The sequence below is a fragment of the Cedecea davisae DSM 4568 genome, assembly GCF_000412335.2.
Classification (GTDB): domain Bacteria; phylum Pseudomonadota; class Gammaproteobacteria; order Enterobacterales; family Enterobacteriaceae; genus Cedecea; species Cedecea davisae.
On the sequence record NZ_KE161030.1, the window covers coordinates 4,753,326 to 4,779,744 of the forward strand.

Here is a 26,419-nt window from a genome sequence, read left to right on the forward strand (position 1 = left end):
GTATTACAGTGCTTTTTGCTGAGTGGTCGCCTTGCTGTCCGGTTTATCTTCTTCGACAACGCAGACATCGCAAGGAAGGTGGCGGCCAATCAATTTACGGTAACCGAATGCGCCAAGCGACGCGCCGACGATTGGAGCAAACAGCGGCACCAGGAAGTAAGGAATATCTTTCCCGCCGGTGAAGGCTACGTCGCCCCAGCCTGCCAGCCATGCGAAGGTTTTCGGCCCAAGGTCACGAGCCGGGTTCATCGCAAACCCCGTCAGTGGCCCCATAGAGGCGCCGATAACCGCAATCAGCAGGCCAATCAGTAGCGGAGCCAGCGGGCCACGCGGCACGCCGTTGCCGTCATCGGTCAGGGCGAGGATCACGCCCATCAGAATAGCGGTAATCACCATCTCTACGGCAAACGCCTGCACAAAGTTAATGTGCGGGTTTGGATAGGTGGAGAAGATACCGGCTAAATCCAGGCTTTCTACGCTGCCGCGAACCATATGATGCGTCTGCTCATAATCGAAGAACAGATTGTAATACAAGCCATAAACCAACGCTGCGGCGCAAAACGCGCCAAGGAATTGTGAAATAATAAACGGCACGACTTTGCGTCCGTCAAAACAGGCGAACAGCCATAGTGCAATCGTCACCGCCGGGTTAAGATGTGCGCCAGATACCCCTGCGGTCATATAGATAGCCATCGCTACCCCTAAGCCCCAGATGATACTGATTTCCCACTGCCCGAAGGTGGCTCCTGCCACTTTCAATGCAGCAACACATCCCACACCGAAGAAAATCAACAACGCGGTACCCATGAATTCGGCGATGCACTGGCCTTTTAAGGTTGTTGTAGCTGTCTGACTCATAGTCGGGTCCTGAAGGCAAATTGATGATTATTGTTAGTCGAGCGTCCTTGCCACCCTTTATGCCATGTAGGCACGGTGTTAATTTATCGTTAACGAACACAAACGAGAAATATCGAACTTAAAATGTGCGTGGTGCGTCAAGAAAATGAGCGTTTTCGCGCTAAAAAGTGAGCACATCCTCACGTGTGACGGGCCGAAATTCCCCGTGAGCACAACGATTTTTTTAACAATTCAGGCTAGCAACCCGGCCATGCTTTCGGCATAGACTGAAAAACGTCATGTTACGCAAAGAGCGCCGTAAGCCGCTGGACACGGGCATCCGCGCTACTTACAATCGAGTTACGCTACGTGTGCGCATACGTTCATAAAGGCGTCGCCGAAGAATCGGGACGAGGATAGCCATCCATCTACGCCTTGCAATTCAGGAGAGTTCGAAATGTCATTTGAAGTGTTTGAGAAACTGGAAGCAAAAGTTCAGCAGGCGGTTGACACGATTACGCTGTTACAGATGGAAATCGAAGAGCTGAAAGAGAAAAATAACAGCCTGGCTCAGGAAGTACAGCAGGCGCAGAGCAATCAGGAAGAGCTGGTGCGTGAAAACGGCAGCCTGAAAGAACAACAGCACGTCTGGCAGGAGCGTTTGCATGCGCTGCTGGGCAAAATGGAAGAAGTGTAATTACTCCCTGCGGGTAAAAAAGAACGGGCGCCTCAGGCGCCCGTTTTGCTATGCATCAGCTGGACTATTCGATATCCAGCGGATCTTCGGAGAGAATAATTCCGGTGTTGTCGGCATACAGATGGTCGCCGGAGAAGAAGGTTACGCCGCCGAAATTAACGCGTACGTCACTCTCGCCGATGCCTTCGCCAGCGGAACCCGCCGGAATAGCCGCAATGGCCTGAATGCCAATATCCAGCTCTTCAAGGTCGTCCACCTGGCGTACCGCGCCGTAAACCACAATGCCTTCCCACTCGTTTTGCAGGGCAAGGCGAGCCAGTTCAGCATCGATCAGCGCGCGACGTACTGAACCGCCGCCGTCTACCAGCAATACGCGTCCACGGCCATTCTCTTCGAGCAGATCGTACAGCAACCCGTTGTCCTCGAAACATTTCACCGTGATGATTTGCCCACCGAATGACGAGCGGCCACCAAAATTGGAGAACAACGGCTCAACGACGTTGACCTCTTCCTGGTAGATGTCACAAAGCTCAGAAGTATCGTATTTCATAGGATTAAGGTTCTTTTGCTGCAGGAGCTGTCAGTATATCGCGTTCTGTTAACTGTTGGCAAAATCATCAATTGTTAATTGATATTTGTCAGTCATCAGCCAAAGGTGCTGAGCACCACGCCAAGCGCGAACAGCAGGTTAGTCAGCAGCGCCGCTTTGACGGTACGTTCCAGCATCGGGCGCATTGCAACGGGTTCCCGCTCGCGCAGCACGTAGGCGACTTGTTTTATCAGCAGCGGTGCCGCCAGCACAAACAGCCAGCCCCACAGGCTTTTGAGCCAGATGAGGTTAAACAATGCGAGGCAGACCAGCGCGCCAACCAGCAGGCAGGCATGGTAGCGGCGGGCGATAACCGGACCAAGGCGAACCGCCAGCGTGTTTTTACCGTTCTCACGGTCGCTGTCGATATCGCGCAGGTTATTAATATTCAGCACCGCCGTTGCCAGCAGGCCGCACGCGGTTGCGGGCAGAATAACTAAAGGTGCCAGCGAATGAGCCTGCAAATACCAGGTCCCGGCCACGCTAATCCAGCCGAAGAATACCAGCACTGAAATATCCCCCAGGCCCATATAGCCATAAGGGCGGGTGCCAACGGTATAGCTGATGGCGGCAACGATAGACAGCACGCCGAGCAGCAAGAAGCCCATAAAATCAGCAAAGGTGTTGCAGGCAAGCGCCACCAGAGACAGACCGGAGAGGCAAATAAGCACCACCGTTATCACCAGCGCGCGTTTCATCTGGGCCTGGGTAATCACTCCTTTCTGCATGCCGCGCAGAGGCCCGATGCGGTCTTCGGTGTCGCTACCCTTAACGGCATCGCCATAGTCGTTGGCGAGGTTTGACAGAATTTGCAGCAGCCCGGCGGTTAACAATGCCAGCAGCGCAACGGCGGGATCGAATACGCTCTGCCACCAGGTCAGCGCAGAGCCACAGACTATTGAAGCAAATGCCAGAGGCAGCGTGCGTGGGCGCAGGCTTTCCAGCCAGGCCTGGGTGACACTAATAGGTTGCGAATTGCTCATAGTTTTGGTTGCCAGTTTAGATAAAAAAATGGAGGGCATAAGCCCTCCATTTCAAATGAAGAAAATGCGTTAGCCGGATTATAGGATAAAACGGCTCAGGTCTTCATCTGCAACCAACTCATCCAGATGCTTACCAACATATTCCGCATCAATCACGATAGACTGGCCGTTCAAATCGCTGGCGTCATAGGAGATATCTTCCATCAGGCGCTCAAGTACGGTGTGCAGACGGCGTGCACCGATATTTTCGGTAGACTCGTTCACCTGCCATGCGGCCTGGGCAATACGGCGAATACCGTCTTCGGTGAAGTCGATATTCACGCCTTCGGTCGCCATCAGCGCTTTGTACTGAACGGTCACGGAGGCATTTGGCTCGGTCAGGATGCGCTCAAAATCGTCAACCGTCAGCGCCTGCAGCTCTACGCGGATCGGCAGGCGACCCTGCAGCTCGGGGATCAAGTCTGACGGGCTGGCGACCTGGAATGCGCCGGAAGCGATAAACAGAATGTGGTCGGTTTTCACCATCCCGTGCTTGGTCGAAACGGTGCAGCCTTCCACCAGCGGCAGCAGGTCACGCTGTACGCCCTCGCGGGACACGTCCGGGCCGGAGCTGTTGCCGCCGCGCTTACAGATTTTGTCAATTTCGTCGATGAACACGATACCGTGCTGCTCAACCGCATCGATAGCGTCCTGCTTCAGCTCTTCCGGATTCACCAGCTTCGCGGCTTCTTCTTCCACCAGCAGCTTCAGTGCATCTTTGATTTTCAGCTTACGCGGCTTCTGCTTCTGGCCGCCGAGGTTCTGGAACATGGACTGCAACTGGCTGGTCATCTCTTCCATGCCAGGAGGAGCCATAATCTCTACGCCCATTGGCGCAGCGGCGAGATCGATTTCAATCTCTTTGTCATCCAGCTGGCCTTCGCGCAGCTTTTTACGGAACGACTGGCGTGCCGCAGACGGCTCTGGCTGGGTTTCGGATTGGCCCCAGTTATTCTTCGCCGGCGGGATCAGCACGTCGAGAATGCGTTCCTCGGCCATTTCTTCGGCGCGATAACGGTTTTTCTCGATGGACTGCATGCGCACCATTTTTATGGCCGAATCGGTCAAATCGCGGATGATAGAATCCACTTCTTTACCAACATAGCCAACTTCGGTGAACTTAGTCGCTTCAACTTTGATGAATGGCGCATTAGCCAGTTTTGCCAGGCGACGGGCGATTTCGGTTTTACCTACGCCGGTTGGGCCAATCATCAGAATATTTTTTGGAGTCACTTCGTGACGCAGCTCTTCATCAAGCTGCATGCGGCGCCAGCGGTTACGCAGGGCGATTGCAACGGAACGTTTGGCGTTATCCTGGCCGATAATGTGTTTGTTCAGTTCGCTGACAATTTCGCGTGGGGTCATTTCAGACATGGGAGATCCTTACGCTTTAGACGGTAATTCTTCGATGGTATGGAAGTGGTTGGTATAAATGCAGATATCGCCTGCAATATCCAACGCCTTGACAGCGATATCGCGCGCGTTCATGTCGGTGTTTTCCAGCATGGCGCGGGCTGCGGCCTGGGCGTACGGGCCGCCGGAGCCGATAGCAATCAGGTCGTTTTCCGGCTGAACGACATCGCCGTTGCCGGTGATAATCAGAGAGGCGTTTTCGTCGGCCACCGCCAGCAGCGCTTCGAGCTTGCGCAACATTCGGTCGGTACGCCAGTCTTTCGCCAGCTCAACGGCCGCTTTCACCAGATGGCCCTGGTGCATCTCAAGCTTACGTTCAAACAGCTCGAACAGCGTGAAGGCATCCGCCGTACCACCGGCAAAACCGGCGATCACTTTGTCGTTGTACAGGCGGCGGACTTTTTTGACGTTGCCCTTCATTACGGTGTTACCCAGTGTGGCCTGGCCATCACCGGCAATCACCACCTGGCCGTTACGGCGTACGCTTACTATTGTTGTCACGGGTAGACCCCTTTTGCATCAGCTAAACACGAGCCCTGCACGTTACGCAGGGCCTAATGCCAATATAAATGGGGGGCAATTTTGGGGTTTCAACCCCCGGAAGCAAGACGAATGCAGCTGGTGTGGCCGGCCATCTTCAGGCGGTTGATAGTGATATCGGCATTATCTTTACCTTTGATTGGGCCAATCACTACGCGGTTCCAGCCGTTATTGGTGGTAATGCGGGAGTCAAAGCCTTCAAACGCCAGCTGCGCACGAACGGTTTCCGCCTGCTCGCTGCCTTTGAATGAGCCGCACTGAACCATCCAGCGCTTCTCATCCTTCTTCTCCTGGGTCGCAGGAGCGGCCTGCTTCGCCACTTCCGGCTCGCGCGTTATTGGTGCGGCCTGCTGCGTCTCACGCTGGGCCGGTTTTGGCTGCTGAGGCGCCTTTTGCTGGCTGTGCGGCGGCGTTTGCAACAGATCCTGATAAGGCTGCTGATTGCTGCTGGCGGCGGCCTTCGGCTGTTGCTGCTGCACGGTACGCGGCTGTTGGTAAGGCTGGGTAGTTTGCTGTGCGCTGCGTGGCTGCTGGTAAGGCTGCTCGGCTACGCGTTGCTGAACGCGCGGTTGCTGCTGCGTTTGCGTATTCCACTGCTGCTGTACCGGCTGAGTTTGCTGTATCTGCTGCTTTTGGCGCTGCAGCGTTTGCTGGCGCTGGGCAGGCGTCTGCTCGTTCCACGGCACTTCATTCAGCTGCGTTGGCTGCTGGCGCATATCCGCCTGCATCTGCTCAAGCAACTGACGTTGTTCGTTGGTTAACTGGCTCTGGTTTTGTACTTCGCCACCGGCGGTCGGTTCCGTAGGCGTGCGCACGCCCGGTTGGCGGTTCTCCAGCTCTTTAATATAACGCCAGCGTTCTTCCGGTTTTGGCGGCAGGCCGTTTCCGGTCACTTTATGGCCGGGAAGCGTGTCGCTCTCTTCTTTTTTATGGTGAGTAATAAAGTAAAGGGCGCCGACGAAGGCCACCACGACAGCCGCCGCAATGGCTACCATTGTCGGAGAGACGGATGGCAGACTACGTTGCTTTTTGCGGGATGTACTTTTCTTGCGCCGCGTCCCTGCCGACTGCCCGCGGCTTACATAATCTCGTTGTGCCACTATCGTTTCGCTGTCTTTATTCGTTTATCAGTCCGCCATGTTACTTAAGGGGCGGGGCTTTGACCAGTTTATGGAGTCCTAAAACGGCTCATTTTCTGCTGCCGGGAGCAGCGGTGCTGCCGCGCTCAATAAGGTCACAGTCCAGCAGCCGGGATCCGCTGTTAACATCTTCGCCGTTCATGTTGTCCAGCAGTAGCAGCATAGCTTCCCTGCCTATATCGAAGCGGGGTTGTGCCACTGTGGTGAGGGGCGGGTCACAAAACTGCGATAGAGCGATATCGTCGAAGCCCATGATCGATAAATCTTCCGGTACTTTCAGGCCGCTACGCTTAGCCTGAGAAAGCGCGCCCAGCGCCATGACGTCGCTGTGGCAGAAAATGGCGGTCGGCGGTTCCGGGAGTTCAATTAGCTGCGCCAGAGCCGCGGCGCCCGCTTCAAAGGTGAAGTCGCCGCGCGCAATATAGTGAGGATCGACCACAAGCCCGTTGCGGCGCAGCGCCTGGACATAGCCCTGTAGGCGATAGTGGCACAGCGGCATCTCTTCCGGACCGGCAATGCAGGCGATGCGTTTGTGGCCCAGCTCCTGGAGGTAATAAACGGCGTTGAAGGCTGCGGTGAGGTTGTCGATATGCACCGTCGGTAATTCCAGCTCCGGGGCAAATTCGTTCGCCATTACCATCGGCGGCAGGTTGCGCTGCTCTTCCTTGCTGGCATCAAACGGCAGGCGGGATCCGAGCAGCAGCATGCCATCAATCTGTTTGGTGATAATCAGGTCGATAAAGGTTTTTTCTTGCTGATTCTGGTGGGCGCAGTCGCCAATCAGCACCAGATAACCCTGCGAAGCGGCGGTCACTTCAATGCCGCGAATGATTTCGCTAAAAAACGGATCGCAGATATCAGGCACGATGACGAGGATAGTGCGCGACTCACTGCGTTTGATACTGCGGCCTAAAGAGCTGGGTAAATAGCCCACTTCAATCGCCGCCTGCTCCACGCGGTTACGGGTGCTTTGAGAGACTTTATCAGGGTTCATTAAGGCGCGGGACACCGTCGCAGTAGACACTTTCGCCTGCACGGCCACATCTTTCATGGTGGCATTGGCCACCTGTTTCTTCGGCTTCACTTCTTCTCCTCACATGCACACCGCCGTCGTCAACGCATCCTGTGTATCTGACAGTCATCACATTCTTAGCAGAAGTTGGCTGTAAGCGGTTACAATTTTTTCACAAGAAATGTGATGAGCATTAGATTTTTCGATCCGCTTCTCATAACTAGCCGTCGATAGGGTCGACATCCAGCATCCATTTCACCTTGCGCGCCTCGGGCAGCGTATTAACCAAAGCCAGCGAGTGGCTAACCAGCTTTTGCAGGCGCGCTCGGGAAGGATGCTGGAGCAAAATTTGCCAGCGGAAACGGCCGCCGCGTTTAGCCTGCAACGACGGAACGGGTCCCATAATCCAGAGCTGTTCATCCCGCAGCGGGCTGGCTTCCAGCAGGTTGCGAAGCTGCTGTAAAAACAGCGGTGCCTGCTGGTTATTCTGATCCTCAGCGCGGATGAGCACATGGCTGGTGTACGGCGGTAAGAACACCGTCTTACGTTCGCCGAGCGCCTGGCTGGAGAAAGCGTCATAACCTTTTGTGAGCAGCGTTTGTAGCAGAGGGTGGTCGGGGTGATGCGTTTGCAGCAGCACCTCACCCTGTTTTCCCGCACGCCCGGCGCGGCCGGAAACCTGAACGTAAAGCTGAGCAAAACGCTCGGCGGCGCGGAAGTCAGCCGAAAACAGCGCTCCGTCTACGTCCAGCAACGCAACCAGCGTGACGTCAGGGAAGTGGTGTCCCTTGGCCAGCATCTGGGTGCCGATTAGGATACGCGCCCCGCCGCGATGCACTTCTGCAAGCTGCTGCTCGAGGGCCCCTTTGCGGCTGGTGGTATCGCGATCGATACGGGAGATCGGTACGTTCGGGAACAGCGGCTCAAGGCTATGCTCAAGCTGTTCCGTACCCATCCCCACGGGGACCAGGTTCGTTGAACCGCACTGAGGACACTGGTGCGGAATGGCCCGCTGGCTATCGCAGTGGTGGCAGCGCAGATGCCGCTGCCCCTGGTGCAGCGTGTAATAGTGATCGCAGCGCGTGCATTCTGCTATCCACCCGCACTCATGGCACAGCAGTGCAGGAGCAAAGCCCCGGCGGTTAAGAAACAGAATCACCTGGTTGTCGGCGGCCAGGTGCTCACCTATCTTTTTGATCAGCGCCGGAGCCAGCCCTGATTTCAGCTGCTGGCCTTTCAGGTCAACTACCTGCTGATGTGCAGGCCGCGCGTTTCCGGCTCGTTTGGTGAGCCGCAGCTGGCGATATTTCCCCAACTCTACGTTATGTAACGTTTCCAGCGCTGGCGTAGCGGAACCGAGGATGATGGGGATATCTTCTGCGTGAGCGCGATAGACGGCGAGATCGCGAGCGTGATAGCGCCAGCCTTCCTGTTGCTTGTAGGAGCTGTCGTGCTCTTCATCGATAACGATAACGCCGAGGCGGCAGAAAGGGGTAAACAGCGAAGAGCGCGTACCAATAACGATTGCCGCCTCGCCGCTGCGTGCTTTCAGCCAGACGTTTAATCTTTCGCTGTCATTTAGCCCGGAATGCAGCACTTCAACCGGGGCGTTAAAACGCTCGCGGAAGCGGGCAATAGTTTGCGGCGTCAGGCCAATTTCGGGAACCAGAACCAGCGCCTGCTTGCCCTGGGCCAGCACGTTCTCCAGTACGCTAAGGTAAACCTCGGTTTTCCCCGAGCCGGTGATACCTGCCAGCAACCAGGCGGAAAAATGGTCGGACTCGCTGTGGATGGCTCCAACGGCGGTGGCCTGCTCGGTATTCAGCCTTAAACGCTCTCCGGCAACGGAATAGTTTTTACGCCAGTCCTCTTCTTCCGGGGCCGCACTTTTCAGGTCGCACAGCCCTTTGGTCCGCAGCGCCTGCAGGCCGGGTTCGTTTATCTCCAGCTCGCCAATTTGATGCCGCCAGATGATATTGTGACGCAGCGCCGCCAGCGCCTGCTGCTGTTTGGGCGCACGTTTCAGGCTATTGAGATCGACTGCTTTTCCTTCTTCGGTCGCAAACCAATACCAGAGCGGAGCGTGGTGGGCGGGTTTGCCCTGGCGAAGCAATATCGGCAGAGCGTGAAACAGCACTTCGCCAATCGGGTGATGATAATACTCCGCCGACCACAGCAGAACGCGCCACAGAGAAGGGGTGAACAGCGAAACGCCGTCGAGTACATCGGCGACCGGCTTGAGCTTCTCAAGAGGAAGATCGCTGTTATCGCTGACGGCCATAACTATGCCGACAGCCTGGCGCTGCTTGCCAAATGGCACCTGCACGCGGCAGCCGACATTGACCTGCATGCCCGTGGGAAGCAGATAATCGAAGGTGCGGGCCAGAGGAACCGGCAGGGCGACATGGGCTACGGGCATGAAAGCGTCCAGGCTGAAAAAAATGACGTATTAGTGTACACTGTGTGCTTGCAAAAATGCGGATCAGTTTGCACCGGCAGGTTAATCTCTGTATGATTCGCCGCCTTTGATGCGCAGTTTTGGTATCGAAAAAACCTAATTATTAACATCGCGTGGTGTCTGGCGTTAGGGCTGGAAGAGCGACGCGGCCTTTACCGAGGTTTACCATGAAAAAAGATATCCATCCTAAATACGAAGAAATTACTGCAAACTGCTCTTGCGGTAACGTTATCAAAATCCGCTCTACCGCGGGTCACGACCTGAACCTGGACGTATGTGGCGAATGCCACCCGTTCTACACTGGTAAACAACGTGATGTTGCTACCGGCGGCCGTGTTGATCGCTTCAACAAGCGCTTCAGCGTACCAGGCGCGAAAAAATAAGTTTCGCGAGCTGGAAAGAGAAAGGCACCCAAGGGTGCCTTTTTTGTGCCCGCAATCCGGCAAACGGATAAAGAAAAGGCGCCTTTCGGCGCCTTAACCATCGAGCTTAATATTCCCACGTATCCGGATCGATACCCAGTTCACGCATAATGACCTTGGCATCTTCCGGGATCTCATCGCTGCGTTCTTTACGCAGGTCAGCATCGTTCGGCAGCGGCTGGCCGGTGAATGCGTGCAGAAAAGCTTCGCACAGCAGTTCACTGTTGGTCGCATGACGCAGGTTATTCACCTGGCGACGAGTGCGCTCGTCGGTGAGGATCTTCAACACTTTCAGAGGAATGGAAACCGTAATTTTCTTTACTTGCTCACTCTTCTTACCGTGCTCAGCGTAGGGGCTGATATATTCGCCGCTCCATTCAGCCATGAGATACCTAATCCTCTTAATCTATGAAAATGTGCCAAAGCCGGGCATACCCGCGGCGCTGACGATTATCTCTTTTAGTGTACAGCGTAGGATAACCCTTTACCGAGCGCGAAACTCAGACACATACACTCTAAAACGCATAATTTTAACGGCTATTTGTCTTTTGCTCAATCTATACGCAAAGAGGTTTAGATGTCCAGATGTATTGACGTCTATATCGGGGTTGTTTACTCTGAGGCCTGACTTTTATTCGACCAGCAAGGATCGGGAACACCATGACGCGTAAACAGGCAACTATAGCAGTACGTAGCGGTTTGAATGATGACGAGCAGTACGGCTGCGTCGTTCCGCCTATCCATTTGTCCAGCACCTATAACTTCACCGGCTTCAACGAGCCGCGTGCCCATGACTATTCGCGCCGTGGCAACCCGACGCGTGATGTAGTGCAGCGCGCGCTGGCGGAACTGGAAGGTGGCGCGGGTGCGGTAATGACCAATACCGGCATGTCTGCGATTCACCTGGTGACGACGGTGTTCCTCAAGCCCGGCGATCTGCTGGTAGCGCCTCATGACTGCTATGGCGGCAGCTATCGCCTGTTTGATAGTCTTGCAAAACGTGGGGCTTATCGCGTTTTATTCGTCGATCAGGGTAACGAAGAAGCTTTAAAATCTGCGCTGGCGGAAAAACCCAGGCTGGTACTGGTAGAAAGTCCAAGTAATCCATTGTTGCGCGTCGTAGATATTGCGAAAATCTGCGCCGCCGCTCGCGAAGCGGGTGCGGTTAGCGTGGTGGATAACACGTTCCTGAGTCCGGCGCTGCAAAATCCGCTGGAGCTGGGAGCCGACCTGGTGCTGCATTCCTGCACCAAATACCTTAACGGCCACTCGGACGTGGTTGCTGGCGTAGTGATTGCGAAGGATCCTGAAATCGTCACCGAACTGGCATGGTGGGCGAATAATATCGGCGTAACCGGTAGCGCGTTTGACAGCTATTTGCTGCTGCGCGGCCTGCGTACCCTGTCGCCGCGTATGGAAGTGGCCCAGCGTAACGCCCAGGCGATTGTTGAGTTCCTTAAGCAGCAGCCGCTGGTGAAAAAGCTGTATCATCCTTCCCTGCCGGAAAACCAGGGCCACGAGATTGCCGCTCGCCAGCAAAAAGGCTTTGGGGCGATGCTGAGTTTTGAACTGGACGGCGATGAGCAAACGCTACGTCGTTTCCTGAGCGGCCTGTCGCTGTTTACCCTGGCGGAATCGCTGGGGGGCGTTGAGAGTCTGATTTCTCACGCCGCAACCATGACCCATGCGGGCATGGCTCCGGAGGCGCGTGCCGCCGCCGGTATTTCTGAGACGCTGCTACGTGTTTCAACGGGTATAGAAGATAGTGAAGATTTAATTGCCGATCTGGAAAATGCCTTCCGGGTCGCTGCCGAGGGGTAAGCATGAGTGTTTCAGCACCAGCAGGGACGCCGGTTCGTCAACTGCACAAGTTTGGTGGCAGCAGTCTCGCCGATGTGAAGTGTTACCTGCGCGTGGCGGGTATCATGACCGAGTATTCCAGACCGGGTGACATGATGGTGGTTTCGGCCGCCGGTAGTACTACTAACCAGTTGATTAACTGGCTCAAGTTGAGCCAGAGCGACAGGCTTTCCGCCCATCAGGTTCAGCAGACGCTGCGTCGCTATCAGAGCGACCTTATCGGCGGACTGCTGCCGCCGGATATTGCCGACGGCCTGATTAGCGATTTTGTCCACGATCTGGAGCGCCTCGCTGGCCTGCTGGATGGCAAAATGACCGATGCGGTCTACGCCGAAGTGGTTGGGCACGGTGAAGTCTGGTCTGCACGCCTGATGTCGGCGGTGTTGAATTTACAAGGCGTAGAAGCCGCATGGCTGGATGCGCGCGATTTTATGCGTGCCGAGCGTGCTGCGCAGCCGCAGGTCGATGAAGGGCGCTCCTGGCCGCTGCTGCAAAACCTGCTTGCCCAGCATCCGAATAAACGCCTGGTGGTGACCGGCTTTATCTGTAGCAACGAAGCCGGTGAAACCGTGCTGCTGGGCCGTAACGGCTCCGACTATTCCGCCACGCAAATTGGCGCGCTGGCCGGGGTTTCCCGCGTGACCATCTGGAGCGACGTAGCCGGCGTTTACAGCGCGGATCCACGCAAAGTGAAAGATGCCTGCCTGCTGCCGCTGCTGCGCCTTGACGAAGCCAGCGAGCTGGCTCGCCTTGCCGCTCCGGTGCTGCACGCCCGTACTTTGCAGCCGGTCTCCGGCAGCGATATCGATCTTCAATTGCGCTGCAGTTATTCCCCGGAACAGGGTTCCACACGCATTGAGCGTGTACTCGCTTCCGGTACCGGCGCACGTATTGTTACCAGCCACGACGACGTTTGCCTGATTGAGTACCAGGTGCCGTCGCATCAGGACTTCAAGCTGGCGCAAAAAGAGCTGGATCTGATTCTAAAACGCGCTCAGGTGCGGCCGCTCTCTATTGGCGTGCATCCTGACCGTAACCTGCTCCAGCTTTGCTATACCTCGGAAGTAGCCGGAAGTGCGCTGCACATTCTGCAGGATGCTGCTTTGCAGGGCGAACTGCGTCTGCGGGAAGGGCTGGCGCTGGTAGCGATGGTCGGGGCAGGTGTTTGCCGCAATCCGCTGCACAGCCACCGTTTCTGGCAGCAGTTAAAAGATCATCCGGTTGAGTTTATCTGGCAGTCCGAAGACGGCATCAGCCTGGTTGCGGTGCTGCGGGTTGGCCCGACCGAAAGCCTGATTCAGGGGCTGCACAAGTCGCTGTTCCGCGCCGAGAAGCGCATTGGCCTGATGCTGTTCGGAAAAGGCAACATCGGCTCCCGCTGGCTTGAGCTGTTTGCCCGCGAGCAGGAAATCCTCTCCGCGAGGACCGGCTTTGAATTTGTGCTGGCCGGGGTTGTGGACAGCAGCCGCAGCCTGCTGAATTATGAAGGGCTGGATGCCAGCCGCGCGCTGGCGTTCTTTAACGACGAGGCCGTTGAGCAGGATGAAGAATCACTATTCCTGTGGATGCGCGCCCACCCTTATGACGATTTAGTGGTGCTGGACGTGACCGCCAGCGAGCAGCTTGCCGATCAGTATCTTGATTTCGCCAGCCACGGCTTCCATGTGATCAGCGCCAATAAGCTGGCCGGGGCAGGGAACGGACATAAGTACCGCCAGATTCGTGATGCGTTTGAGAAAACGGGGCGTCACTGGCTGTACAACGCGACGGTAGGTGCAGGCCTGCCGGTTAACCACACGGTGCGTGACCTGCGCGACAGCGGTGACGCGATTCTTGCCATCAGCGGTATTTTCTCCGGCACGCTCTCCTGGCTGTTCCTGCAATTCGACGGCACGGTTCCGTTTACCGAGCTGGTGGATCAGGCCTGGCAGCAGGGGCTGACCGAGCCGGACCCGCGAGTTGATCTGTCCGGTAAAGATGTGATGCGTAAGCTGGTGATCCTTGCCCGCGAAGCGGGTTACGACATTGAGCCGGATCAGGTGCGCGTGGAGTCTTTAGTGCCTGCGGGTTGTGAAGGTGGCTCCATCGATCATTTCTTTGAAAACGGCGACGAGCTGAACGACCAGATGGTGCAGCGCCTGGAAGCGGCTCAGGAAATGGGGCTGGTGCTGCGTTATGTGGCGCGGTTCGATGCGAACGGCAAAGCGCGCGTTGGCGTTGAGGCTGTGCGCCCTGAGCATCCTTTGGCCGCTCTGCTGCCGTGCGATAACGTATTCGCCATCGAAAGCCGCTGGTATCGCGATAATCCGCTGGTTATCCGCGGGCCTGGCGCAGGCCGTGATGTGACGGCAGGCGCTATTCAGTCTGATTTAAACCGACTGGCGCAACTGCTGTAGCTATTTTGGCCCTCTTCTTCCGGGAGAGGGCCAGTTATCCTCCATTTTCGCTTCACACCTTCTCCCCGTCCTGAAAAAAATTCATCTTGAGTGAGAATTCCTCCACTCCCAGTAATGATATTTCTGTTGACGCCTTTGTTCTTTTCGGTCATCTTTCTATCTGGACGTCTAAACGTCTGGGTGGCAGTAGGCATAAAAACACACGATAACGATGCGATTGAAGAGGTAAGGGTATGAGCTTTTTTCACGCCAACCAGCGGGAAGCGCTGAACCAGAGTCTGGCCGAAGTTGCCGGGCAGATTAACGTTTCTTTTGAGTTTTTCCCGCCGCGTACCAGTGAAATGGAGCAGACTCTGTGGCGCTCAATTGACCGTCTTAGCAGCCTGAAGCCCAAATTTGTTTCCGTTACCTACGGCGCGAACTCCGGCGAGCGAGACCGCACCCACAGCATCATTAAAGGCATTAAAGAACGTACCGGCCTGGAAGCGGCACCGCATCTGACCTGCGTGGATGCTACTCGCGATGAGCTGCAAACCATTGCGAAGGACTACTGGGACAACGGCATTCGCCATATTGTTGCCCTGCGCGGCGACCTGCCCCCCGGCAGCGGCAAACCGGAGCTCTATGCCACCGACCTTGTGGCCTTGCTGAAGGACGTGGGCGACTTTGATATCTCCGTTGCCGCCTATCCTGAAGTGCACCCGGAAGCCAAAAGCGCCCAGTCAGACTTGTTGAATCTGAAGCGCAAAATCGAAGCCGGTGCTAACCGGGCGATTACCCAGTTCTTCTTTGATGTTGAAAGCTACCTGCGTTTTCGCGACCGCAGCGTGGCTGCCGGGATTGACGTCGAAATTATTCCTGGCATCCTGCCGGTGTCTAACTTCAGGCAGGCGAAGAAATTTGCCGACATGACCAACGTGAGAATTCCGGCGTGGATGGCGCAGATGTTTGAAGGGCTGGATAATGACGCGGAAACTCGCCAACTGGTCGGCGCGAATATCGCAATGGATATGGTGAAGATCCTGAGCCGCGAGGGCGTGAAGGACTTCCACTTCTACACCCTGAACCGCGCGGAAATGAGTTACGCTATTTGCCACACGCTCGGCGTTCGCCCCGCGCTTTGAGTGCAGTTCCAAAATAAAAAGCCCCGCTAATGAGCGGGGCTTTGTGTTTATATCGGCGAAATCATTACTGATTGCCAACCTCATTGCCGTAAGGCAGCGTGTCGTAATCTTTCAACGCACCCTTTTCATACGGGTTGCCAATCCAGCGGGTTGCTTCAACAAACTGCGGGCTGGTTATTGAGCGGGTCTCATCATAGCCGTCGTAGGATAAGCCAGCCAAATCAGACCAGGTATGAATAAGCTGTGAGCTGCTGTATTTGCGGTTCACATCAGTTGAGAAATCGCGCGGATGCGCCTGCTGCCAGGTCGGCGATGTCCAGACGATAAACGGCACGGTGTACATATGGCGCGTTGGGTTGCTTTCATTGCGCCCCTGGGTCTGGTGAGGCGTGGTGTCGTAAACCTCTTCCCCGTGGTCGGAGAAATAGAGCATAAAGCCATTAGGATCGCTGGCCTTAAAGTCTTTTATCAGGGTAGCAACCACATGGTCATTAAACAGGTTGGCGTTGTCGTAGCTGTTGTACGCTTCCTGCTGATCTTTGCTTAACCCTGCCGGTAAATCGTCGGTTTTACCGTCAAATTTGTTCCAGTTTTCCGGGTAGCGGAAATCGTAGCGGATATGGGTTCCCAGCAAATGCACGACGATGAATTTCTTCGGCGCCGGGTCGGCTAATACTTCTTTAAACGGTGCCAGCACGTTGGTGTCATATTCGCGTGCGCTCTGGGTGCGCTGCTGGTTCATGTAATATTGCTTGTCGGTCTGCTTCGAGAACACCGCCAGCATGGTGTTTCGCTCGGTCATCGTCTGCTGGTTGGTTATCCAGAAGGTTTTATACCCGGCCTGCTTCATCATGTTCATCAGCGACGGTTTGGTCAGGTAGAGGTCCGGATTTTTTTCGTCCGCGAACGTCAGCGCCTGCTGAAGAATTTCAATGGTGTAAGGACGCGAAGTCACTACGTCATTGAAGACGGTCATCTGCGGGTCGGTTTTATGTAACTCATCCAGCTCAGGCGTGGTCTGGCGATGATAGCCGTACAGGCTCATACGGCCGCGCTGCGTGGACTCGCCAATGACCAGAACCAGCGTGCGCGGCTCGTTGCCGGAAGCGTCTTTCATGTTTGCCAGCGGCGGCAGCGCATTGTTGGTGCTGAGCATGCTGTTCAGGCTGTCCAGCTGCTGGCGATATTCGGTATAAGCCACGATGAACTGCCACGGTGCCGCAGGCTCCAGGCGGTAGGAGATGCTGGAGAAAGCATCGGCCAGGCTGCTCTTTTTGATAAGCCACTCTTTGCCGACCGGATTGAGGATCAGGCCGAACAGGATCGCGAAGGAAACCAGCCAGCGCCATGGGTTTGGAATATAGACCGGGCGCAGGCGAGTCCACAGCAGTATCGCCACCAGGGTGTAGGCAAGCGTGATGAGCAGCAATTTCAGGCTGAAATACTGGCTGAGGTATTCGCTGGCTTCATTGGCGTTGGTTTCAAACATTACAAACAGAACGCTTTGCGAAAACTCCTGCCCGTAAACCACATAGTAGCCCAGTGCGGCAATTGAGGCCGCCCATAATACGACACCGATAACGGCGGCAATAATCCTGGTGCGCTGTGGGAAAAGAAATACAGGAATAAACCACAGCGAGCTGAACAGCAGGGAATCACGTAAGCCGGTTGTACCGCTGTATCCCGTGGCTAAAATGGCAACCTGAAGAACCGAAGAGAAGTACCAAAAATAGAGCAAAACCCATCCAAGGGCTTTTAAACTGAACTTTCGTTCAGAATGATTCTGTGTGAAGTGCATACTCTTGCCTGTGCTATAAAATAATCATTAACCGTAATGAGAAAACCTTAAGTAAGCCTTAGTTATGGACGCTACGGTGGCTTGTAATCACGAAAAAAGCCACCCATGAATGGGTGACTTTTGCGCACAATATAGAAAATGTGTCGGAACAATGACAGCGGAATTTAAGGCTCGTTCCACTGCGATTTACGGTGGCGATATTTTTGAGTGTTTATTGTCATTTTATTTAAGAAGAATAAGAAGTTAAGGTAAATTGAAATAATGATGAGCCTTTTAATTAGCCTGCAATAAAAAACCCCGCCGAAGCGGGGTTTGGGTGTGACGCAAAAACAATTAACCGGTATTACGCATCCCGGCGGCTACGCCAGCGATGGTCACCATCAATGCCTGCTCAACGCGCGCATCCGGTTCTTCACCTTTCTCTTCAGACTGGCGCGAACGATGCAACAGCTCGGCTTGCAGAACGTTAAGCGGGTCGGTGTAGATATTACGCAGGGTAATCGACTCGGCAATCCACGGTAAATCGGCCATCAGATGCGAGTCGTTGGCGATATCCAGCACCACTTTGATATCGGCTTCCAACTGGTCGCGAAGCTGCTTGCCCAGGGCCCACAGCTCGGGCTTCACCAGACGCTGATCGTAATATTCCGCCAGCCACAGGTCGGCTTTTGCGAAGACCATTTCCAGCATGCCCAGGCGAGTGGAGAAGAACGGCCAGTCGCGGCACATGGCTTCAAGCTCATCCTGCTTACCGTCTTCCACGACTTTTTGCAGCGCGGCGCCCGCGCCCAGCCAGGCCGGAAGCATCAGGCGGTTTTGCGTCCAGGCGAAGATCCACGGGATCGCACGCAGTGATTCTACGCCGCCGTTTGGACGGCGTTTGGCCGGGCGTGAACCCAGCGGGAGTTTACCTAATTCCAGCTCCGGCGTAGCGGAGCGGAAGTATGGAACGAAGTCTTTGTTTTCGCGGATATAGCCGCGATACATTTCGCACGATGTTGCTGAGAGCGACTCCATAATATGGATCCACTCTTTCTTCGGCTCCGGCGGCGGCAGCAGGTTCGCTTCAAGTATTGCGCTGGTATACAGCGACAGGCTGCTGATGGTGATTTCCGGCAGGCCGTATTTAAAGCGGATCATCTCGCCTTGTTCGGTTACACGCAGGCCGCCTTTCAGGCTTCCCGGCGGCTGGGAAAGCAGCGCGGCATGAGCCGGAGCGCCGCCACGGCCGATGGAGCCGCCACGACCGTGGAACAGCGTCAGGGCAATGCCGGCCTTCTCGCAGGTTTTAATCAGGGCATCCTGCGCTTCGTACTGCGCCCAGGATGCAGCCATTACGCCCGCGTCTTTTGCCGAGTCAGAATAGCCAATCATGACCATCTGTTTGCCCTGGATAAAACCGCGATACCAGTCGATGTTCAGCAACTGGGTCATTACATCGTCGGCGTTGTTCAGGTCGTCGAGGGTTTCAAACAGCGGGGCAACCGGCAGGGCGAAGGTGCAGCCAGCTTCTTTCAACAGCAGGTGGACGGCCAGCACGTCGGACGGCGTTTTGGCCATCGAAATCACATACGCTGCGATGGAGCCGCGAGGGGCTTCGGCCACCACTTTACAGGTGTCCAGCACTTCCCGGGTGTCTTCGCTTGGCTCCCACTGGCGCGGCAGAAGCGGGCGCTTGGAGTTCAGTTCGCGGATCAGGAATGCTTGTTTATCGGCTTCAGACCAGCTTTCGTAGTCGCCGATGCCGAGATAGCGGGTCATTTCACCCAGCGCCTCGCTGTGGCGGGTGCTTTCCTGGCGGATATCAATACGCACCAGCGGCACGCCGAAGCATTTCACGCGGCGCAGCGTATCCAACAGTTGGCCGTTGGCGATAATGCCCATGCCGCAGGCCTGCAGGGATTGGTAACAGGCGTAGAGCGGATCCCACAGCTGCTCGTTCTGGATCAGCAGACCTTCCGGTTTCGGCAGGCGCTGGCCTTTCAGGCGCGCTTCGAGCCAGGCCTGGGTGGCCAGCAGCTGCTGACGTAGGCCTTTCATGATGTGGCGGTAAGGTTCCTGCCCGGCGTCCGGCCCTGCCAGCTCGCTCAGTTCGTCGGTGCATTCCACCATCGAAAGTTCGGAAACCAGTACGGCGATATCACGCAGGAACAGATCGGTTGCTTTCCAGCGGCTAAGCAGCAGCACATGGCGCGTGATTTCTGAGGTGACGTTCGGGTTGCCGTCGCGGTCACCGCCCATCCAGGATGTGAAGCGCACCGGTACGAAATCCACCGGCAGCTTGTAGTTCAGGTTCTCTTCGAGCTGTTCGTTTAGCTCGCGCAGGTAGTTTGGCACCCCTTCCCAGAGGCTATTTTCCACCACCGCAAAGCCCCATTTGGCTTCGTCCACCGGTGAAGGGCGATGCTTACGAATCTCATCGGTATGCCAGGCCTGGGCAACCAGCTGGCGCAGGCGGCGCATGATTTGGTTGCGTTCGTAGTCCGCGAGGTCGCTGTGGTCGAGCTGCTTGAGACAGCTATTAACCTCAACCAGCTTGTGAATCAGGGTACGGCGGGTAATTTCCGTCGGGTGGGCGGTCAGAACCAGCTCAAGAGAGAGAGACTCAACGGCTTCGCGGATAGCGGCTTCGCTGATATCGGGCTGGTTCTTTAATTTTTGCAGCGTCTTAGCGATAACTTCCGGGTTGCTTGCTGCTTCACCCGTCGCGGAGATGCTGTGGTACTGCTCTGCGGTGTTGGCGAGATTAAGGAACTGGCTAAAGGCGCGGGCGACGGGCAGCAGTTCATCATTTGAGAGGTTCTGCAGCGTGCTCAGCAGCTCCTGACGATTCGCTTCGTTACCGGCGCGGGAGGACTTGGATAACTTACGGATAGTTTCAACGCGGTCGAGAATATTCTCTCCCAGCGCATCTTTGATGGTATCTCCGAGCAGTTTACCGAGCATGCTGACATTACTTCGCAAAGCAGAATAGCGTTCGTTCATATGACTCCAGCCCAATCTAATATGTAACTTAATTTCACCCGTGAAGGTTCAACACCGCCTTTTATAAAGCCACGTCGCTACCCATTCGTCAATTGCTACGAAATCGTTTCAGCAAACGAAGAAATGACGCGAATTTATGAAATTTAATTACCAACTTCGCTCATAAGCATTTCTTATAAGAATAGCGGTAAAACCAGATAAAAAGGGGGTAAAAACCCCCTTTCCCGCTATTTATCAATGCCAGCAAAAATGATGAACCACCTGGGTAATTAATTTTCTGGTCGGCTCAATAAAGCGCGTTTCGATGTATTCATCCGGCTGATGCGCCTGGTTGATGGAGCCGGGGCCGAGGACAAGCGTCGGGCAGACGGTCTGGATAAACGGCGCTTCGGTGCAGTAATTCACCACTTCGGTCTGCGCGCCCAGCAGTTTTTCGACGACCTGAACTAAATGATGATCCTGAGGGCATTCGTAACCCGGGATCGGCGGATGCAGTTCGGAAATCGTCAGGCGGCCCGGCCAGCGCTGGCTTACCGGCTCTAATGCTTCGCTCAGCAGACCGTTAAGGTCGTTTAATGTCATTCCCGGCAGCGGGCGAATGTCCATATGCAGGTCACAGCAGGCACAAATACGGTTGGCCGCGTCTCCGCCGCTGATATGGCCGAGGTTGAGGGTCGGATATGGCACGGTGAACGCATCGTGGTGATAACGGTCCTTCAGCGTATTCCTCAGCGTCAGGATGTGGCCAATGGCGTCATGCATCAGTTCGATGGCGTTTACGCCGCGAGCCGGGTCGCTGGAGTGGCCGGACTGGCCAAGAATGCGGATGGCATTCGAGATATGGCCTTTGTGCGCGCGAACCGGCTGCAGGGAGGTTGGTTCGCCAATAATTGCGCAGTCCGGGCGCAGGGCGGTGGTTTCAGAGAAGTAGCGTGCGCCCGCCATGGTGGTTTCTTCATCGGCGGTTGCCAGCACGTAGAGCGGCTTTTTCAGGGTTGTCACATCCACGTCGCGCAGCGCATCCAGAATAAAGGCGAAGAAGCCCTTCATGTCCGCGGTGCCCAGGCCGTAAAGCTTATTGTCGTGTTCGGTCAGGCTAAACGGGTCGCGCGTCCAGCGGCCGTCATCAAACGGAACGGTATCCGTATGCCCCGCCAGCAGCAGGCCGCCGGCGCCCTGGCCGGTACTCGCCAGCATATTAAATTTATTGCGCGTGCCGGGAACGGGCTGGATTTCGACGCTAAAACCGAGGTCGCGGAACCAACCTGCCAGTAAATTGATTAAAGACTCATTGCTCTGATCCAGCGCGCTATCGGTGGCGCTGATGGAGGGAGTCGCGATCAGAGCGCGGTAGATCTCGATAAAAGGCGGTAATTTCATCTTCACTGTTGACAGGCCTTAGGTTAGGATAGTATCAATATTCATGCAGTAATTATGAATAAAAATACAATAACGTTGAGCGTAAAGGAACAGTTAAGCGTTCCGGTGAATAAAACCACGCTTGCGGACGTGGGTGAAAGCTTCTGGCTGCACCCTGAATTGACCGACCAGACAAGGTGAACGACCCCGATGTTGAATACGCTGATTGTGGGTGCCAGCGGTTATGCAGGCGCAGAGCTTGTGAGCTACTTGAATCGCCATCCTGATATGAACATAACCGCTTTGACGGTTTCAGCGCAAAGTGCAGATGCAGGAAAATTGTTATCTGATTTGCACCCGCAATTAAAGGGCATCGTTGATCTGCCGCTGCAGCCGATGTCCGACATCAGCGAGTTTAGCAAAGGGGTGGACGTGGTGTTTCTCGCCACCGCTCACGAAGTCAGCCATGACCTTGCGCCGCAGTTCATCGCGGCGGGCTGCGTGGTTATCGACCTCTCCGGCGCGTTTCGTGTTAACGACGCCGAGTTTTATCAGCGCTATTACGGTTTCACTCATCAGCATCCTGAGCTGCTGGAACAGGCGGCATATGGCCTGGCCGAGTGGGAAAACAAAAAGATTAAGCAGAGCAAGCTGATTGCGGTGCCGGGCTGCTACCCAACGGCGTCACAGCTGGCGTTAAAACCGCTTATCGATGCAGGCCTGTTGGAGTTGAGCCAGTGGCCGGTTATCAATGCGACCAGCGGCGTCAGCGGCGCGGGCCGTAAAGCGGCAATAGCTAACAGCTTCTGTGAAGTTAGCTTGCAGCCGTACGGCATCTTTAATCACCGGCACCAGCCGGAAATTGCTGCCCATCTCGGGGCGCAGGTTATCTTTACTCCGCATCTGGGCAACTTCCCGCGCGGCATTCTGGCGACGATTACCTGCCGCCTGAAGCCCGGTGTAAGCCAGCAGCAGATTGTCGATGCTTTTACTCAAGCCTACGGCGATAAACCGCTGGTACGCCTTTACGAAAAGGGCGTTCCGGCGCTGAAAAATGTCGTTGGCCTGCCGTTCTGCGATATCGGCTTTGCCGTGCAGGATGAGCATCTGATTGTGGTCGCAACCGAGGATAACCTCCTGAAAGGTGCCGCGGCCCAGGCAGTACAGTGCCTGAATATTCGTTTTGGCTTCGCCGAAACGCAGTCTCTTATTTAACCGTCGGTCGGGTGAAATGATGAATCCTTTAATTATCAAATTAGGCGGCGTGCTGCTGGATAGCGAAGAGGCGCTGGAGCGCCTGTTTACCGCGCTGGTGAATTACCGTCAGGCGCATCAACGCCCGCTGGTTATCGTCCACGGCGGTGGCTGCCTGGTAGACGAGCTGATGAAAAAGCTGGCGCTGCCTGTAGAGAAGAAAAACGGCCTGCGCGTTACCCCGGCTGACCAGATAGACATTATCACCGGCGCTCTGGCCGGTACGGCCAACAAGACGCTGCTGGCGTGGGCGAAGAAGCACGGCATTAACGGTGTTGGGCTTAGCCTGGGTGACGGCGATAGCGTAACGGTGACTCAGCTTGATGAAGCATTAGGGCACGTAGGGCTGGCTAAGCCGGGTTCGCCAAAACTTATCAACACGCTGCTGGAAGGCGGCTTCCTGCCGATTGTTAGCTCTATCGGCGTGACCGCAGAAGGCGAGCTGATGAACGTTAACGCCGACCAGGCTGCGACGGCACTGGCGGCCACGTTGGGCGCAGACCTGATCCTGCTGTCTGATGTAAGCGGCATTCTTGACGGCAAAGGCCAGCGCATCGCCGAGATGACCGCCGCCAAAGCCGAGCAGCTGATTCAGCAGGGCATTATTACCGACGGCATGATAGTGAAAGTAAACGCGGCACTGGATGCGGCCCGCACCCTGGGACGCCCGGTTGATATCGCCTCCTGGCGTCACGCGGATCAGCTACCCTCTTTATTCAACGGCGTGGCTATAGGCACCCGGATTCTGGCATAGACAAAGAATAGATTTAACAAGGACAAGACAATGCAAAATCACGGCATCAAAAAAATCGTTCTCGCATACTCTGGCGGCCTCGACACTTCAGCCATCATTCCATGGCTTAAAGAAAACTACGGCGGCTGCGACGTTGTCGCCTGCGTAGTGGACATCGGCCAGGATCGTGAAGATCTGAAAGGCGTTGAGCAGAAGGCGCTGCGCTCCGGCGCTTCCGAGTGCTACGTGGTGGATGCGCGTGAAGAGTTCATCAGCGACTATGTTTATCCGGTATTGCAGACCGGTGCGCTGTATGAGGGAAGCTACCTGCTGGGCACTTCTATGGCTCGCCCGCTGATCGCCAGGGTGCTGGTGGATGTGGCAAACAAAGTCGGTGCTGATGCGCTGTGCCACGGCGCGACCGGCAAAGGTAATGACCAGGTACGTTTTGAGTCAACATGGGCGGCGCTGGCTCCGCACCTGAAAGTGGTAGCGCCGTGGCGTGAGTGGAACCTGCGTTCCCGTGAAGCGCTGCTCGACTACCTGAAAGAGCGCGATATTCCGACCACCGCGTCGCTGGAAAAAATCTACAGCCGTGACGAGAATGCGTGGCATATCTCCACCGAAGGCGGCGTGCTGGAAAGCCCGTGGAATGCCCCGAACAAAGATTGCTGGGTGTGGACCGTTGACCCGCAGGAAGCTCCGGACCAGGCCGAGCAGGTGACCGTTACCGTCAAGCAGGGCAAAGTTGTTGCCGTTAACGGCGAAGCCATGAGCCCGTTCAAGTGCCTGGAAACGCTGAATGCCATCGGTTCTAAACACGGCATTGGCCGTATCGATATCGTAGAAAACCGCCTGGTGGGGATTAAATCCCGCGGCTGCTATGAAACCCCAGGGGGCACTATCATGATGGCCGCTCTGCGCGGCGTTGAGCAGCTGGTGCTGGATCGTGATTCCTTCAAATGGCGTGAGCAGTTGGGCCTGGAAATGTCCTACGTGGTGTACGATGGCCGCTGGTTTGCGCCGCTGCGTAAATCTCTGCAGGCTTCTGCCGAGTCGCTGGCGGAAGAGGTGAATGGCGAAGTTGTGCTTCAGCTGTACAAAGGCCAGGTGACTGCGGTTCAGAAAAAATCTCAGAACAGCCTCTACAGCGAAGAGTTCGCTACCTTTGGCGAAGATGAAGTATACGATCACAGCCACGCTGGCGGCTTTATCCGCCTGTTCTCGCTCTCTTCACGTATCCGTGCGCTGAACGAACTTAAGAAGTAATTTTTTACCCTCACTCTTTCCCCGTATGGGGAGAGGGTGAGGGGCAAATGAACATCAATAATGTAATGGAGCATGACTATGGCACTTTGGGGTGGGCGTTTTACTCAGGCAGCAGACCAGCGGTTTAAGCAGTTCAATGACTCTTTACGCTTTGACTACCGCCTGGCTGAGCAAGACATCGTAGGTTCCGTCGCCTGGTCCAAAGCGTTGGTCACCGTGGGCGTGCTGACTGCGGCTGAGCAAGTTCAGCTTGAGCAGGCGCTGAACGTGCTGCTGGAAGAAGTGCAGTCCAATCCGCAGGTTATTCTCGAGAGCGATGCGGAAGATATTCATAGCTGGGTGGAAGGCAAGCTTATCGACAAGGTGGGCGCGCTGGGTAAAAAACTCCACACCGGCCGCAGCCGCAACGACCAGGTCGCGACCGACCTGAAGCTGTGGTGCAAAATGCAAATTAGCGAACTGCTGGCGGCAACTCGCCATCTGCAGCAGGCGCTGGTGGAAACTGCCGACGCAAACCAGGATGCCGTAATGCCGGGCTATACGCACCTGCAACGCGCGCAGCCGGTGACGTTTGCCCACTGGTGCCTGGCATACGTTGAGATGCTGGCGCGTGATGAAAGCCGCCTGCAAAGTACCCTGACCCGGCTCGACGTTAGCCCGCTGGGCAGCGGCGCGCTGGCGGGAACGGCCTATGAGATTGACCGCGAGCAGCTGGCCGGTTGGTTAGGTTTTGCTTCTGCGACCCGCAATAGCCTCGATAGCGTTTCCGACCGCGATCATGTTCTGGAGCTGCTGTCTGATGCTTCTATCGGCATGGTTCACCTGTCCCGTTTTGCAGAAGATCTTATTTTCTTCAACACCGGGGAAGCCGGTTTTGTTGAGCTGTCTGACCGCGTGACTTCCGGCTCTTCACTGATGCCGCAGAAGAAAAACCCGGATGCTTTGGAGCTTATCCGCGGCAAATGTGGCCGCGTGCAGGGCGCATTGACCGGCATGATGATGACCCTGAAAGGTCTGCCGCTGGCGTATAACAAAGATATGCAGGAAGACAAAGAAGGCCTGTTCGACGCGCTCGATACCTGGCTCGACTGCCTGCATATGTCGGTACTGGTGCTGGACGGCATTCAGGTGAAGCGCCCGCGTTGCAAAGAAGCCGCAGAGCAAGGCTATGCCAATGCGACGGAGCTGGCTGATTACCTGGTTGCTAAAGGCGTGCCGTTCCGTGAAGCTCACCATATCGTGGGTGAAGCGGTGGTTGAGGCCATTAAGCAGGGGAAAGCGCTGGAAGCTCTGACGCTGGCTGATTTACAGAAATTCAGCCCGGTGATTAGCGACGATGTTTATCCGATTCTGTCGCTTCAGTCCTGCCTGGATAAGCGAGCTGCAAAAGGCGGCGTTTCGCCGACTCAGGTTGCTCTGGCGATTGCCGAGGCTAAACAGCGTCTGGTGTAAGTTCCTTTCAAATCTCCCTTCAGATTTTGAACAAAAAAAAGCGGACATAATGTCCGCTAA

The 26,419-nt window shown here is 55.6% G+C and carries 22 protein-coding genes; 10 read left to right on the plus strand and 12 right to left on the minus strand.

The window, feature by feature from the left end:
- Positions 1-3 precede the first annotated feature (3 nt).
- Positions 4-858 (minus strand): MIP/aquaporin family protein, encoded by an 855-nt coding sequence (locus tag HMPREF0201_RS21680; protein WP_016538925.1) that lies wholly within the window; start codon positions 856-858, stop codon positions 4-6.
- Between the two features lie 436 nt (positions 859-1,294).
- Here HMPREF0201_RS21680 and zapB point away from each other — a divergent pair, with 436 nt between their 5' ends.
- Positions 1,295-1,534 (plus strand): septal ring assembly protein ZapB, encoded by a 240-nt coding sequence (zapB, locus tag HMPREF0201_RS21685; protein ID WP_016538926.1) that lies wholly within the window; start codon positions 1,295-1,297, stop codon positions 1,532-1,534.
- Positions 1,535-1,598: 64 nt separating this feature from the next.
- On the opposite strand, the gene rraA is transcribed toward zapB, so the two are convergent.
- The 7 genes from rraA to priA form a co-directional block, all read right to left on the minus strand.
- Positions 1,599-2,084 carry a ribonuclease E activity regulator RraA gene (rraA, locus tag HMPREF0201_RS21690; RefSeq protein ID WP_008457535.1) on the minus strand — a complete coding sequence of 162 codons (486 nt, stop codon included), beginning with the start codon at positions 2,082-2,084 and terminating at the stop codon, positions 1,599-1,601.
- Positions 2,085-2,179: 95 nt separating this feature from the next.
- Positions 2,180-3,106: a 1,4-dihydroxy-2-naphthoate polyprenyltransferase gene (gene menA / locus HMPREF0201_RS21695; RefSeq protein WP_039899481.1), complete on the minus strand. Its 927-nt coding sequence runs from the start codon at positions 3,104-3,106 to the stop codon at positions 2,180-2,182.
- 78 nt (positions 3,107-3,184) lie between these two features.
- Positions 3,185-4,519 carry an ATP-dependent protease ATPase subunit HslU gene (hslU, locus tag HMPREF0201_RS21700; protein WP_016538928.1) on the minus strand — a complete coding sequence of 445 codons (1,335 nt, stop codon included), beginning with the start codon at positions 4,517-4,519 and terminating at the stop codon, positions 3,185-3,187.
- A gap of 9 nt (positions 4,520-4,528) precedes the next feature.
- Positions 4,529-5,059: an ATP-dependent protease subunit HslV gene (gene hslV / locus HMPREF0201_RS21705; RefSeq protein ID WP_039899013.1), complete on the minus strand. Its 531-nt coding sequence runs from the start codon at positions 5,057-5,059 to the stop codon at positions 4,529-4,531.
- A gap of 89 nt (positions 5,060-5,148) precedes the next feature.
- On the minus strand, positions 5,149-6,198 hold the full coding sequence (gene ftsN / locus HMPREF0201_RS21710; protein WP_071704123.1) for a cell division protein FtsN: 1,050 nt from the start codon (positions 6,196-6,198) through the stop codon (positions 5,149-5,151).
- A gap of 88 nt (positions 6,199-6,286) precedes the next feature.
- On the minus strand, positions 6,287-7,321 hold the full coding sequence (gene cytR, locus HMPREF0201_RS21715; RefSeq protein WP_016538931.1) for a DNA-binding transcriptional regulator CytR: 1,035 nt from the start codon (positions 7,319-7,321) through the stop codon (positions 6,287-6,289).
- A gap of 148 nt (positions 7,322-7,469) precedes the next feature.
- A complete protein-coding gene (gene priA, locus HMPREF0201_RS21720) occupies positions 7,470-9,668 on the minus strand; it encodes a primosomal protein N' (RefSeq protein WP_039899015.1) in 2,199 nt (732 codons plus the stop codon).
- Between the two features lie 206 nt (positions 9,669-9,874).
- Here priA and rpmE point away from each other — a divergent pair, with 206 nt between their 5' ends.
- Positions 9,875-10,090 (plus strand): 50S ribosomal protein L31, encoded by a 216-nt coding sequence (gene rpmE, locus HMPREF0201_RS21725; protein ID WP_016538934.1) that lies wholly within the window; start codon positions 9,875-9,877, stop codon positions 10,088-10,090.
- Positions 10,091-10,196: 106 nt separating this feature from the next.
- Here rpmE and metJ read toward each other — a convergent pair whose 3' ends face one another.
- Positions 10,197-10,514: a met regulon transcriptional regulator MetJ gene (gene metJ, locus HMPREF0201_RS21730; protein WP_008457553.1), complete on the minus strand. Its 318-nt coding sequence runs from the start codon at positions 10,512-10,514 to the stop codon at positions 10,197-10,199.
- Positions 10,515-10,789: 275 nt separating this feature from the next.
- On the opposite strand from metJ, the gene metB reads away from it, so the two are divergent.
- The 3 genes from metB to metF all read left to right on the plus strand — a co-directional run bounded on the left by metB (position 10,790) and on the right by metF (position 15,509).
- Positions 10,790-11,950 (plus strand): cystathionine gamma-synthase, encoded by a 1,161-nt coding sequence (gene metB, locus HMPREF0201_RS21735; RefSeq protein WP_016538935.1) that lies wholly within the window; start codon positions 10,790-10,792, stop codon positions 11,948-11,950.
- 2 nt (positions 11,951-11,952) lie between these two features.
- Complete coding sequence (locus HMPREF0201_RS21740; RefSeq protein ID WP_016538936.1) at positions 11,953-14,385, plus strand: bifunctional aspartate kinase/homoserine dehydrogenase II; 2,433 nt, start codon at positions 11,953-11,955, stop codon at positions 14,383-14,385.
- A gap of 233 nt (positions 14,386-14,618) precedes the next feature.
- Positions 14,619-15,509, plus strand: coding sequence for a methylenetetrahydrofolate reductase (gene metF, locus HMPREF0201_RS21745; protein ID WP_016538937.1), 891 nt, complete (start codon positions 14,619-14,621; stop codon positions 15,507-15,509).
- Positions 15,510-15,573: 64 nt separating this feature from the next.
- Here metF and HMPREF0201_RS21750 read toward each other — a convergent pair whose 3' ends face one another.
- The 3 genes from HMPREF0201_RS21750 to argE all read right to left on the minus strand — a co-directional run bounded on the left by HMPREF0201_RS21750 (position 15,574) and on the right by argE (position 21,678).
- A complete protein-coding gene (locus HMPREF0201_RS21750; RefSeq protein WP_016538938.1) occupies positions 15,574-17,307 on the minus strand; it encodes a phosphoethanolamine transferase CptA in 1,734 nt (577 codons plus the stop codon).
- Between the two features lie 333 nt (positions 17,308-17,640).
- Entirely contained in the window at positions 17,641-20,292 is a 2,652-nt protein-coding gene (gene ppc / locus HMPREF0201_RS21755; RefSeq protein WP_039899018.1) for a phosphoenolpyruvate carboxylase, read from the minus strand.
- A 234-nt stretch (positions 20,293-20,526) separates the two neighbouring features.
- On the minus strand, positions 20,527-21,678 hold the full coding sequence (gene argE / locus HMPREF0201_RS21760) for an acetylornithine deacetylase (RefSeq protein ID WP_039899019.1): 1,152 nt from the start codon (positions 21,676-21,678) through the stop codon (positions 20,527-20,529).
- A 48-nt stretch (positions 21,679-21,726) separates the two neighbouring features.
- Here argE and HMPREF0201_RS23475 point away from each other — a divergent pair, with 48 nt between their 5' ends.
- The 5 genes from HMPREF0201_RS23475 to argH all read left to right on the plus strand — a co-directional run bounded on the left by HMPREF0201_RS23475 (position 21,727) and on the right by argH (position 26,359).
- Complete coding sequence (locus HMPREF0201_RS23475; protein ID WP_016538941.1) at positions 21,727-21,852, plus strand: hypothetical protein; 126 nt, start codon at positions 21,727-21,729, stop codon at positions 21,850-21,852.
- Between the two features lie 9 nt (positions 21,853-21,861).
- On the plus strand, positions 21,862-22,866 hold the full coding sequence (gene argC, locus HMPREF0201_RS21765) for an N-acetyl-gamma-glutamyl-phosphate reductase (RefSeq protein WP_016538942.1): 1,005 nt from the start codon (positions 21,862-21,864) through the stop codon (positions 22,864-22,866).
- A gap of 16 nt (positions 22,867-22,882) precedes the next feature.
- Positions 22,883-23,659 carry an acetylglutamate kinase gene (argB, locus tag HMPREF0201_RS21770; RefSeq protein WP_016538943.1) on the plus strand — a complete coding sequence of 259 codons (777 nt, stop codon included), beginning with the start codon at positions 22,883-22,885 and terminating at the stop codon, positions 23,657-23,659.
- Between the two features lie 30 nt (positions 23,660-23,689).
- Positions 23,690-24,907 carry an argininosuccinate synthase gene (locus HMPREF0201_RS21775; protein ID WP_016538944.1) on the plus strand — a complete coding sequence of 406 codons (1,218 nt, stop codon included), beginning with the start codon at positions 23,690-23,692 and terminating at the stop codon, positions 24,905-24,907.
- 78 nt (positions 24,908-24,985) lie between these two features.
- Positions 24,986-26,359, plus strand: a complete 1,374-nt coding sequence (gene argH / locus HMPREF0201_RS21780) for an argininosuccinate lyase (protein WP_039899024.1) — start codon at positions 24,986-24,988, stop codon at positions 26,357-26,359.
- Positions 26,360-26,419: the final 60 nt, after the last annotated feature.

What these genes read in the sequence shown, in the direction of transcription:
- HMPREF0201_RS21680 (WP_016538925.1), bottom strand. Translation starts at nt 858, where the DNA reads ATGAGTCAGACAGCTACAACAACCTTAAAAGGCCAGTGCATCGCCGAA.
- zapB (WP_016538926.1), top strand. Translation starts at nt 1,295, where the DNA reads ATGTCATTTGAAGTGTTTGAGAAACTGGAAGCAAAAGTTCAGCAGGCG.
- rraA (WP_008457535.1), bottom strand. Translation starts at nt 2,084, where the DNA reads ATGAAATACGATACTTCTGAGCTTTGTGACATCTACCAGGAAGAGGTC.
- menA (WP_039899481.1), bottom strand. Translation starts at nt 3,106, where the DNA reads ATGAGCAATTCGCAACCTATTAGTGTCACCCAGGCCTGGCTGGAAAGC.
- hslU (WP_016538928.1), bottom strand. Translation starts at nt 4,519, where the DNA reads ATGTCTGAAATGACCCCACGCGAAATTGTCAGCGAACTGAACAAACAC.
- priA (WP_039899015.1), bottom strand. Translation starts at nt 9,668, where the DNA reads ATGCCCGTAGCCCATGTCGCCCTGCCGGTTCCTCTGGCCCGCACCTTC.
- rpmE (WP_016538934.1), top strand. Translation starts at nt 9,875, where the DNA reads ATGAAAAAAGATATCCATCCTAAATACGAAGAAATTACTGCAAACTGC.
- metJ (WP_008457553.1), bottom strand. Translation starts at nt 10,514, where the DNA reads ATGGCTGAATGGAGCGGCGAATATATCAGCCCCTACGCTGAGCACGGT.
- metB (WP_016538935.1), top strand. Translation starts at nt 10,790, where the DNA reads ATGACGCGTAAACAGGCAACTATAGCAGTACGTAGCGGTTTGAATGAT.
- HMPREF0201_RS21740 (WP_016538936.1), top strand. Translation starts at nt 11,953, where the DNA reads ATGAGTGTTTCAGCACCAGCAGGGACGCCGGTTCGTCAACTGCACAAG.
- metF (WP_016538937.1), top strand. Translation starts at nt 14,619, where the DNA reads ATGAGCTTTTTTCACGCCAACCAGCGGGAAGCGCTGAACCAGAGTCTG.
- HMPREF0201_RS21750 (WP_016538938.1), bottom strand. Translation starts at nt 17,307, where the DNA reads ATGCACTTCACACAGAATCATTCTGAACGAAAGTTCAGTTTAAAAGCC.
- ppc (WP_039899018.1), bottom strand. Translation starts at nt 20,292, where the DNA reads ATGAACGAACGCTATTCTGCTTTGCGAAGTAATGTCAGCATGCTCGGT.
- HMPREF0201_RS23475 (WP_016538941.1), top strand. Translation starts at nt 21,727, where the DNA reads ATGAATAAAAATACAATAACGTTGAGCGTAAAGGAACAGTTAAGCGTT.
- argC (WP_016538942.1), top strand. Translation starts at nt 21,862, where the DNA reads ATGTTGAATACGCTGATTGTGGGTGCCAGCGGTTATGCAGGCGCAGAG.
- argB (WP_016538943.1), top strand. Translation starts at nt 22,883, where the DNA reads ATGATGAATCCTTTAATTATCAAATTAGGCGGCGTGCTGCTGGATAGC.
- HMPREF0201_RS21775 (WP_016538944.1), top strand. Translation starts at nt 23,690, where the DNA reads ATGCAAAATCACGGCATCAAAAAAATCGTTCTCGCATACTCTGGCGGC.
- argH (WP_039899024.1), top strand. Translation starts at nt 24,986, where the DNA reads ATGGCACTTTGGGGTGGGCGTTTTACTCAGGCAGCAGACCAGCGGTTT.